7 protein-coding genes and 4 pseudogenes are annotated in these 10,239 nt (G+C 55.2%); 4 read left to right on the top strand and 7 right to left on the bottom strand.

What is annotated here, in order from left to right:
• From XANALMUS060_RS22225 to XANALMUS060_RS20650, 6 genes and pseudogenes are all read right to left on the bottom strand, one after another.
• Window positions 1-1,493: pseudogene (locus XANALMUS060_RS22225) on the bottom strand (hypothetical protein); the annotation flags it as partial.
• Window positions 1,494-1,563: 70 nt separating this feature from the next.
• Entirely contained in the window at window positions 1,564-2,238 is a 675-nt protein-coding gene (locus XANALMUS060_RS22220; protein WP_235430535.1) for a lysozyme inhibitor LprI family protein, read from the bottom strand.
• Between the two features lie 636 nt (window positions 2,239-2,874).
• On the bottom strand, window positions 2,875-3,081 hold the full coding sequence (locus XANALMUS060_RS22720; protein ID WP_255352386.1) for a type IV secretory system conjugative DNA transfer family protein: 207 nt from the start codon (window positions 3,079-3,081) through the stop codon (window positions 2,875-2,877).
• Window positions 2,982-3,350 (bottom strand): type IV secretory system conjugative DNA transfer family protein, encoded by a 369-nt coding sequence (locus XANALMUS060_RS22715; RefSeq protein ID WP_255352385.1) that lies wholly within the window; start codon window positions 3,348-3,350, stop codon window positions 2,982-2,984. Before XANALMUS060_RS22715 ends, XANALMUS060_RS22720 begins: the two co-directional genes overlap by 100 nt.
• A 161-nt stretch (window positions 3,351-3,511) precedes the next feature.
• A pseudogene (locus XANALMUS060_RS22215) lies at window positions 3,512-5,722 on the bottom strand (type IV secretory system conjugative DNA transfer family protein); the annotation flags it as partial.
• 153 nt (window positions 5,723-5,875) lie between these two features.
• Entirely contained in the window at window positions 5,876-6,031 is a 156-nt protein-coding gene (locus tag XANALMUS060_RS20650) for a hypothetical protein (RefSeq protein ID WP_161795436.1), read from the bottom strand.
• Between the two features lie 397 nt (window positions 6,032-6,428).
• Here XANALMUS060_RS20650 and XANALMUS060_RS22210 point away from each other — a divergent pair.
• Window positions 6,429-6,637: pseudogene (locus tag XANALMUS060_RS22210) on the top strand (hypothetical protein); the annotation flags it as partial.
• Window positions 6,638-7,021: 384 nt separating this feature from the next.
• Here the strand turns inward: XANALMUS060_RS22210 and XANALMUS060_RS20645 are convergent.
• On the bottom strand, window positions 7,022-7,195 hold the full coding sequence (locus XANALMUS060_RS20645) for a hypothetical protein (protein ID WP_161795435.1): 174 nt from the start codon (window positions 7,193-7,195) through the stop codon (window positions 7,022-7,024).
• A gap of 219 nt (window positions 7,196-7,414) precedes the next feature.
• Between XANALMUS060_RS20645 and XANALMUS060_RS22205 the strand changes: the two are divergent.
• From XANALMUS060_RS22205 to XANALMUS060_RS15115, 3 genes and pseudogenes are all read left to right on the top strand, one after another.
• Window positions 7,415-7,623 (top strand): annotated as a pseudogene (locus tag XANALMUS060_RS22205) (hypothetical protein); the annotation flags it as partial.
• Window positions 7,624-8,004: 381 nt separating this feature from the next.
• Window positions 8,005-8,706, top strand: coding sequence for a hypothetical protein (locus XANALMUS060_RS20070; RefSeq protein WP_152640529.1), 702 nt, complete (start codon window positions 8,005-8,007; stop codon window positions 8,704-8,706).
• 14 nt (window positions 8,707-8,720) lie between these two features.
• Window positions 8,721-9,971 (top strand): XVIPCD domain-containing protein, encoded by a 1,251-nt coding sequence (locus XANALMUS060_RS15115; protein ID WP_152640528.1) that lies wholly within the window; start codon window positions 8,721-8,723, stop codon window positions 9,969-9,971.
• Window positions 9,972-10,239 lie beyond the last annotated feature (268 nt).

Below are 10,239 nucleotides of genomic sequence, written 5' to 3'. Positions count from 1 at the left end.
TGCTTGTCGTCCTGGATGGCATTGCCATCGCGATCGGTGGCGCCGATGGCTTGCAAGTGTTGTTGCAACGCTTGCACGGCGGCGCCGCGGTCGCCGAGTTCCAGCGGATGGGTCGTCGTCAGCGGGTGGGGTGATTTCGCCGTTGGCGGGGTGAGCGGCACATGGCCGGTTGTTGGCCCGCCCATAACCGGGGGATATTGCTGCGCGGCGACATGCGGTTGCACCGCTGTTGGCACACTGCCCTGGCGCCACTGCCCCGGATGGGCTAGCGCGTCGTAGACTTGCCCGACGGTGCGTTCAACCTCGTTGATGTTGCGCTGAGCCGCGTCTTTAGCGCCCTTTTCCTGATCTACATCGATCTTTGCGACCACTTTATGATTATCCGCTAATTTCAATAGGTCTGCCTTCTCATTTTCAGCGCGACTCTTTAATGAATCCAATATCCTTGGATTATTGTCGTCCTGGATGGCATTGCCATCGCGATCGGTGGCGCCGATGGCTTGCAAGTGTTGTTGCAACGCTTGCACGGCGGCGCCGCGGTCGCCGAGTTCCAGCGGATGGGTCGTCGTCAGCGGGTGGGGTGATTTCGCCGTTGGCGGGGTGAGCGGCACATGGCCGGTTGTTGGCCCGCCCATAACCGGGGGATATTGCTGCGCGGCGACATGCGGTTGCACCGCTGTTGGCACACTGCCCTGGCGCCACTGCCCCGGATGGGCTAGCGCGTCGTAGACTTGCCCGACGGTGCGTTCAACCTCGTTGATGTTGCGCTGAGCCGCGTCTTTAGCGCCCTTTTCCTGATCTACATCGATCTTTGCGACCACTTTATGATTATCCGCTAATTTCAATAGGTCTGCCTTCTCATTTTCAGCGCGACTCTTTAATGAATCCAATATCCTTGGATTATTCACTCTTGGGAAAAGCTGCTTGACATGCTCTGCTTTGTAGTCCTGCACTGCGCTAATGATATCTTTATCGGATAACTTCGAAAGGTCATGCTTTTTTCCAAATCTCTCCTGTATCGCAGCAAGAAAAATGCCAGAGCCTCCAGGCGTTTTGTCGCTCCCGGGGCCGTACTGGACCGCAGTACTCCACAATCCATCTTGCATAGCAGGACCGCGATTTGACAAGTCGACACCTTTTTCTTTCAGGCGATCAACCAGCTTATCGTAATGGGTGCGTTTAATGTGATCATGCTGTTGCTGGGAAAAGTCGGGATCAGCATTAGCCACGCTCTTCCACTTTGCACTGAACTCGGGAGAGCCAGGTCTCAATCCAGCGAAATCATCGACATACTTACTATTTTTGATGAAGTCCGCAACAGTCCCGCCGATGATGACATGTCCTGACTTTGTCTTGACTTGGGAGGTCATCTGGTAGGAGCCATAAGAGACGCCACCAGGATCATCGATGCCACTGGACACTGTTGCTGCGCCATGACCACCAGTTTCGTAATGCATGGAGGTCTGGCCTAATTTCCAATTGTTATCGCTCATGGCATATTTCCTCGCATCTAAAAATCAAATTAAATGCATCTCATGCATGCGAATCATGCATACGACGGTGTCAGCGAACCTCTAAATCCTCAGCGCGATGGGTGGTCATTTCGAGGATGCACTCAGCAGCATCCAAGCGTCCAGCCTGACCATTATTCGGATCGTAGTAACACTTTTTGTCACGATCAACGATCCACTGGCGCTGCTGCTCGCGCAGAGCATGCTTTTTCGTACCATCCAGTCTGGCCATCAACTCGTTATAAATAGAGTTTAAGCGATCATCTTGGTACTTATATTCTGCTGCGATGCAATCTTGCATGGCAGGCACCACACCACCAGCGGCAGTCATGCAGTTGTCGTAGTCTTTTCTCATGCTAGTAGTGTTTCTTGTGGATTTAGCAGGTGAATCTGCCTTCTCCGCGCTTTTGTAATTGCTATATTTTGGCTGCATGCCATCAGTATTCGATACACCATCTTTCATCTTTCTCGACGCAGACGCAATTGATGCAGGATCGGAGCCAGATGTGGTTTCAGACGAGTCCGCATCTAACCTGGATGGCGTAAATGATTGATTGCTGCACGCAGCGCTCAATTCGCAAATAAATAGCAAAAATAAAATTTTAAATGTTTTTAAATTAATTATTTTGATTGGCTTTTGTGAAGTCATATTGATCGTCTCGCTATAATTGGCGGTGAGCCGTTGGAGTGGCCCCCAGAATTTAATACGATTAATATTCCAATTCATCTTCAACACTACGTCCGCCTGAAGTCGCGCAGTCCCGCTGCGCATGCTGTAAGGGACAGCGACAGCCTACTGCCCAGGGCGTGATCGCGATAGCGCGGTGCCGGCATGGCGCGCTCAGGCGCCAGCAGCCCCGCATCCGACATGCTGAGGATCACGCAGGCAGTAAGCGTATGGATATCAGGGAACTGTCTGCTGTGTGGTAGGAATTCCCCTGCCTCCCCGCCTCGGGAAAGGAGAAACTGGCACGGATCCAGGCAAACTGCGGATGCTGTCTTGAACAGCCGCGCGCGGAAATTCCTCTGACACCGGATGCAAAAGTCAGCGCTGGCGCTGTTCCCACTTGCTTGCTCGCCGTTCACTCCCTGTCCTTGCTCGCCTCAGGCTGCTTATCAGGTATCAATCCCATTTGTGCAATCTGCACCTGCGGCAGAATCCGCTTCTTGAAGAAACCCTGTCCTTGCTCGCCTCAGGCTGCTTATCAGGTATCAATCCCNTCAATCCCATTTGTGCAATCTGCACCTGCGGCAGAATCCGCTTCTTGAAGAAACCCTGTCCTTGCTCGCCTCAGGCTGCTTATCAGGTATCAATCCCATTTGTGCAATCTGCACCTGCGGCAGAATCCGCTTCTTGAAGAAACTATCCTTGAAGAACCAGTTCTTCTTGCAGCGGATCGGCTTGCATCCTTCGAGGAATAACAGCGCCCGCCTCGTCGCTGGGCAGTTCCTTGAGTTCCTGGGGCAGCATCAGCGCGCGTTTTTCTTCGGTGTAGTTGATGTTGTAGCTGCTGCCTTGCGCGCCGCTGCCGTGAGAGCGGTGCTTGCGACGGATGGTCTTGAATCCCAATTGCTCGCTGTATAGTTGATGTTGTAGCTGCTGCCTTGCGCGCCGCTGCCGTGAGAGCGGTGCTTGCGACGGATGGTCTTGAATCCCAATTGCTCGCTGTAGGCGTTGGCGTCCGCCTGTTCGCGCGGGGTGTAGACCACGCTGCCGGCGTGGTTGGTGGTGAAGTTCTGCGCATCGTGTTCGCCATAGACCGAGCGCAGTTGCGCGTTGCTCTGGATGATGCACAGGTCGCGCACCCCATAGCTGGCCGAAATCGAAATCCGTTGCATCGTGTTCGCCATAGACCGAGCGCAGTTGCGCGTTGCTCTGGATGATGCACAGGTCGCGCACCCCATAGCTGGCCGAAATCGAAATCCGTTTGGCTGGCCCACACGTCCACGCGCCCCATCGCGGTGAATTCGTCCATCAGCATCAACATCTGGTACTTGAGTGACGGCTCATCGCCCAGTTGTTTGTCCAGATTGTTGCCGATTACGGTGCTGAAGAAGATGTTCAACAACTTGCCGCTCTCGTCGAGTTTCTGCGCGGGAATGACCGTGTAAATGGTGGTTTTCCGCTTGCGGATGGCGGTGACGTCGAAGTCAGTCCACACGTCCACGCGCCCCATCGCGGTGAATTCGTCCATCAGCATCAACATCTGGTACTTGAGTGACGGCTCATCGCCCAGTTGTTTGTCCAGATTGTTGCCGATTACGGTGCTGAAGAAGATGTTCAACAACTTGCCGCTCTCGTCGAGTTTCTGCGCGGGAATGACCGTGTNGCCGTGAGAGCGGTGCTTGCGACGGATGGTCTTGAATCCCAATTGCTCGCTGTATAGTTGATGTTGTAGCTGCTGCCTTGCGCGCCGCTGCCGTGAGAGCGGTGCTTGCGACGGATGGTCTTGAATCCCAATTGCTCGCTGTAGGCGTTGGCGTCCGCCTGTTCGCGCGGGGTGTAGACCACGCTGCCGGCGTGGTTGGTGGTGAAGTTCTGCCTGCGCATCGTGTTCGCCATAGACCGAGCGCAGTTGCGCGTTGCTCTGGATGATGCACAGGTCGCGCACCCCATAGCTGGCCGAAATCGAAATCCGCTTGGCCCACACGTCCACCCGCCCCATCGCGGTGAATTCGTCCATCAGCATCAACATCTGGTATTTGAGTGCGGGCTCATCGCCCAGTTGCTTGTCCAGATTGTTGCCGATCACGGTGCTGAAGAAGATGTTCAACAACTTGCCGCTCTCGTCGAGTTTCTGCGTGGGAATGACCGTGTAGATGGTGGTTTTGCGCTTGCGGATGGCGGTGACGTCGAAGTCGGTGGCGTTGGTGGCCGCCGCCAGGATCGGATTCAGGAACTGCTGCAGCGGTGCCTGCATGGTGGCGACGACGCTGGAGAAGGTCTGCTCGGCCATTCCGATCAGGTTGCGCAGGGTGGTGCGGGTCTGCTCGCTGATGAAGGAGAATTGCTGCTGGCCTGGCTCCGACAGCCAGTCTTCGACGATCTCCTTGACACTCTGGCTCCCCGCACCGGAAGAGAGCCGCAGGATGCGTTCTAAGCTCGGAAACGCATCGTGTTCGCCATAGACCGAGCGCAGTTGCGCGTTGCTCTGGATGATGCACAGGTCGCGCACCCCATAGCTGGCCGAAATCGAAATCCGCTTGGCCCACACGTCCACCCGCCCCATCGCGGTGAATTCGTCCATCAGCATCAACATCTGGTATTTGAGTGCGGGCTCATCGCCCAGTTGCTTGTCCAGATTGTTGCCGATCACGGTGCTGAAGAAGATGTTCAACAACTTGCCGCTCTCGTCGAGTTTCTGCGTGGGAATGACCGTGTAGATGGTGGTTTTGCGCTTGCGGATGGCGGTGACGTCGAAGTCGGTGGCGTTGGTGGCCGCCGCCAGGATCGGATTCAGGAACTGCTGCAGCGGTGCCTGCATGGTGGCGACGACGCTGGAGAAGGTCTGCTCGGCCATTCCGATCAGGTTGCGCAGGGTGGTGCGGGTCTGCTCGCTGATGAAGGAGAATTGCTGCTGGCCTGGCTCCGACAGCCAGTCTTCGACGATCTCCTTGACACTCTGGCTCCCCGCACCGGAAGAGAGCCGCAGGATGCGTTCTAAGCTCGGAAACCTAGGGTCTACGTTGGGATCCAGAGGGGCTTGGGGGTCGGGCTGGCCTTCTGCGTTGGTTCCTGGGTAACCCATACGTTCCATGTCTTCCCATTTTTCGAACATGAACGAGGCAAACGCGACGAAGATGGCGCGGGCTTGAGTCGCCCAGAATGGGTCCTTTCCGGCGTCGTCGGGGTAGAGGATGGCAGCGATGGTTTGCAGGTCGGCGATGTACTGGCTCGGCCTGACAAAGGACAGCGGATTGAACCGGTGGGTTTTGCCATCGGTAGCATAAGGGGCGAACTTGTAAATGCGCTGTCCCTGCGAGGCCCGCCAGCCACTGGTTTCCTTGAACAATTCGCCCTTGATGTCGAGCACGCACATCGAGTGCTCGTAGGTCAGCAGCACCGGAATGGCGATGCAGGTGGTTTTGCCGCTGCGCGTCGGCGCCACCACGATCACGTGGAGTGCGCCGTTGATGTAGAGATGGTGTCCGCGGTACTTGCCGACGATGATGCTTTCGGGTTTTTTCTCCAACAGACCGGCGCGCTTCATGTCGTGCAGGCTGCTGCGCGTCGGCGCCACCACGATCACGTGGAGTGCGCCGTTGATGTAGAGATGGTGTCCGCGGTACTTGCCGACGATGATGCTTNGGCAGCCACACGATGAAGGTCAGGCCGAAGCCCAGCATGCCGCCGAGTTTGATTTTCATCGCATACGGTTGGACCTGCGGCAGATCCAGGGCGCGGACATACTGGAGATAGGTGTTCCCCGGCGGTTCAATCGCAGCAGCATGGCGGTCAACGGCAGCCACACGATGAAGGTCAGGCCGAAGCCCAGCATGCCGCCGAGTTTGATTTTCATCGCATACGGTTGGACCTGCGGCAGATCCAGGGCGCGGACATACTGGAGATAGGTGTTCCACGCACGCCAGCGGGATGTTGAGCTTGAGCAGCAGGATGGTGACGTAACCGGACAGGTACAGGCCAGCGAATGCGGCGAGCAGGAGCAAGGCCAGGGCGATTCCGAGGCGAGTCTTCATTCCCATTTTGACAATCCTTTAATTCAATCCATTCTAGCGGTTCGCACCATCCGGTTTGGAGCGTGGTGCGCTCGATCGGACCATATAACTATCCAGAACCAATCCATGGTAACGGGATGTTCGTTAACTTCTCAAGTGAGCTGGATCGCTCAGCGTCTTGAGCCACCCCGGTATTCTTGGAGGCTCCAACTCTTGATAGGATGGATCACGAATAACTCAATGAAGTATTCCACGGAAATGTGTGAGCGTGCAGTTGGAATGGTGCTGGAGCATCAAGGCCAGTACAGTTCGCAGTGGGCGGCGATCGAGTCGATTCTCGGGAAGATCGGGTGAAGTAGTGTGTTGATCAGGTGACGGAATGCGTCGCGGAATACTCCGAGGCCTACGGAGTCGAGCCGATCTGTCGGGTATTGGAGATCGCTCCGTCGAACTACTACTACAGCCACGCGGTACGGCAGGCCGATCTCGCTCCTGCCCGGATCGCGGGTGACGGGATCGGGCGCTGGAGAGGCAGGCCCGGGGGGCAACCACACGTGATTGCTGGTGCCGATCGGGTATGTTCCCTGGCGGAAGCCGAAAAGTCGTACTATCGGCAGCAAGCCGGTCAGGCTAAGGCGGCCTGACTTAAACAAAATGACCTCCGGAAATCCTGAGGCAATTCACACGTTTGACTGGCTGATCAGCGATCTAAGGTGGGTCAGCTTGAAGTTGCTGTTGACAGCGCGTGAAAACAGGCGCGCAGAGTTGATTTCCTCACCGCTTGAGAGCGATGTGGGGTGGGCCAGGAACTCACAATCAGGAGACCAGACATGTTAGAAGTTGACGAGAAACCTCTGAATCCCGATGAACAGCAAACGCCGTGGGAAGCCGCAAGCCAGCGGGATGTTGAGCTTGAGCAGCAGGATGGTGACGTAACCGGACAGGTACAGGCCAGCGAATGCGGCGAGCAGGAGCAAGGCCAGGGCGATTCCGAGGCGAGTCTTCATTCCCATTTTGACAATCCTTTAATTCAATCCATTCTAGCGGTTCGCACCATCCGGTTTGGAGCGTGGTGCGCTCGATCGGACCATATAACTATCCAGAACCAATCCATGGTAACGGGATGTTCGTTAACTTCTCAAGTGAGCTGGATCGCTCAGCGTCTTGAGCCACCCCGGTATTCTTGGAGGCTCCAACTCTTGATAGGATGGATCACGAATAACTCAATGAAGTATTCCACGGAAATGTGTGAGCGTGCAGTTGGAATGGTGCTGGAGCATCAAGGCCAGTACAGTTCGCAGTGGGCGGCGATCGAGTCGATTCTCGGGAAGATCGGGTGAAGTAGTGTGTTGATCAGGTGACGGAATGCGTCGCGGAATACTCCGAGGCCTACGGAGTCGAGCCGATCTGTCGGGTATTGGAGATCGCTCCGTCGAACTACTACTACAGCCACGCGGTACGGCAGGCCGATCTCGCTCCTGCCCGGATCGCGGGTGACGGGATCGGGCGCTGGAGAGGCAGGCCCGGGGGGCAACCACACGTGATTGCTGGTGCCGATCGGGTATGTTCCCTGGCGGAAGCCGAAAAGTCGTACTATCGGCAGCAAGCCGGTCAGGCTAAGGCGGCCTGACTTAAACAAAATGACCTCCGGAAATCCTGAGGCAATTCACACGTTTGACTGGCTGATCAGCGATCTAAGGTGGGTCAGCTTGAAGTTGCTGTTGACAGCGCGTGAAAACAGGCGCGCAGAGTTGATTTCCTCACCGCTTGAGAGCGATGTGGGGTGGGCCAGGAACTCACAATCAGGAGACCAGACATGTTAGAAGTTGACGAGAAACCTCTGAATCCCGATGAACAGCAAACGCCGTGGGAAGCCGCAAGAAAAACCGCAGGTGCGGCAGATTTCTATAGTGAAGCAATCGACAAAGATAAGCATACGCTAATTGCAGTTCCCAATGATATGCTTCGCGCTAATGAAGCTATGCTGTTCCGCTCCGACGATCGGCCTACTGCAGAAATATTCGAATATGGCTTTACCCCGCGCGATGAGCAAGGTATTGTCTATCGTCTGAAAAAACAGGATATCCATCCTCATACCGGAGTCTGCATGACGGCTTCACTGGATGCCGCGTCGCTGTTTCCGCTCAAGGTGGATCCTGATAAAAGGGATAAATCGGACTTGGATATGCCTGACAAGGATGCGCCAGAGATAACGCGAATCTACGCCGTTGCCCCGAAAGTCTTGTTTGATACCCACGATGTACAGGCGCGCTTCGCTGCTGGCTTGAACATACATCAAACTGCTTATTGCCGTGCGGCTAAAAATAACCTCTTCGCTGTGGAAAGCGCAGCGCCGCTCATTAAGCCGGAAGATATCATGGGCGCATTCACCGTCAAGCGTAAATGGGCGGGAAAGGACTATTTGGCAGGAGGTGAATATCAAATAATTGGCTACGAGGAAAATCCGAAATTTTCCAAAGAGAAGACCCCAGGTACAAGAATTATTCAGAGAAAGTAGATGCCACTTACAAAATGGCAGTACAAGAAAATGTTGACAAGACTAGTTGGATGCTGGTTGATAAGTACAAGAGTAAAGGAGCTATGTCCGTCGAGCCGCCCGCACTGCCCTTGGATGAGGAGTACAAAAAAAATATTGAAAAGGCGCAGTCGGAAAAACAGAATGACGTGGAAATTGAGCGCTCCAAACAGCGGGATAAATGGAATAACTGGAAGAGCAAGGTATCAAACCCCGAGCAGGGAATCACGGAAGAAATGCCTATAACAGTGCGTAAGATTGACGACAATAAAAAATTTCTTGCTGAAATCGAGAAGTTCGATATGCGCCTGAGCGCGTGCATTGCCCCCGGTGCTGATGATTTGCGTGTAGGCTATTTGGCTAGATTAAAAGAAAACGAGAAGAGCGGAAATAAACGGTTTGCGGACGATAAAGAGAAGTATGTGGTCGATAAAGAGAAGTATGTGGCCTATAAGAATGGAGTGCCGGTCGGTTGGATGACCCTAGATACCAGTACCGGCGCAAAGATCCACAAAATCTGCACCGATTCTAAGGAAGTGCATGACAAATATGTGGGGACGACGTTGTTAGTGGAGGCTGTCGGTGCGTCGCTGCGGCACGGCGGCGACGGTTCGGTATACATGGACGGCCCAGACGCGCTGAAGTACGCGAGCACCGATGGTAAATTGTACGATCGCATGGGCTGTCACGATGCAGACGGCTGCAGCAAACTGTTTCCGGCCAATTACGTTCCGCGGAATGCCAATGATAAGCCGAATTACCCCTACTGGGAGCATAAGCAGGTACCGCTAGGTACCTACAGCAATCGCGGCAATGAAAAATTAGGGCTGCGCATCGCTTACGTACAAGATGCCAATCACCGATTTGAGCCAACCGCCAATCCGCAACCCACTTCTCCTCAGCGACCGAAGTTGTTCGAGGACGCCATGCGGCATATCAATCAGTTCAAACAAGCGGAAGGATTGGGTAGCCACCATGACCGGGCATGCATTGCCGCGTCGCTCGCCGTCTTAGCACACGACAGCCGCATGAAGCAGATCGACAGGGTTGTGCCAGGCAACAAAAACAACCTCATCGCCGAGCAAGGAGATCCCTCATCCCCGTTACACCAACGGGTATCGATCCCTATCGGACAGGGCAAAACGACGCCGCTAGAGTCCAGTCTTGCGCAGTTGGAGCGCCCGCTCGAACCGGTCATGGCGGCGACCAGACCAGCGGCACCCGAGTTGGGGATGAGGGGGCGCTAACGGGAGCCCCAAACCATACTGAATCATCCTTGCCCGATCCATGGTGGCGGGGGGCTGGTTCACTTCTCAAGTCATGACCTGGGTCGGTGAACTTGCCGCTGAGCTTGAGCTGTTCCGCGTCCAGACACGCTCAATGCCACCGAAGGTCGCGCCGCACTGCACCTCGTCGGCGCTCTGGTGACATGCGCACGCCAGTGCGCGTGAGTTGCAGTACGCATGGGCGCACTGATACGCGCGGCGTGTTTGGTCCTGCCCGGTTCGTGGCATG

This window comes from Xanthomonas sp. MUS 060 (assembly GCF_000963215.1).
Lineage (GTDB): Bacteria > Pseudomonadota > Gammaproteobacteria > Xanthomonadales > Xanthomonadaceae > Xanthomonas_A.
This window is presented reverse-complemented; position numbering and strand designations above follow the sequence as displayed.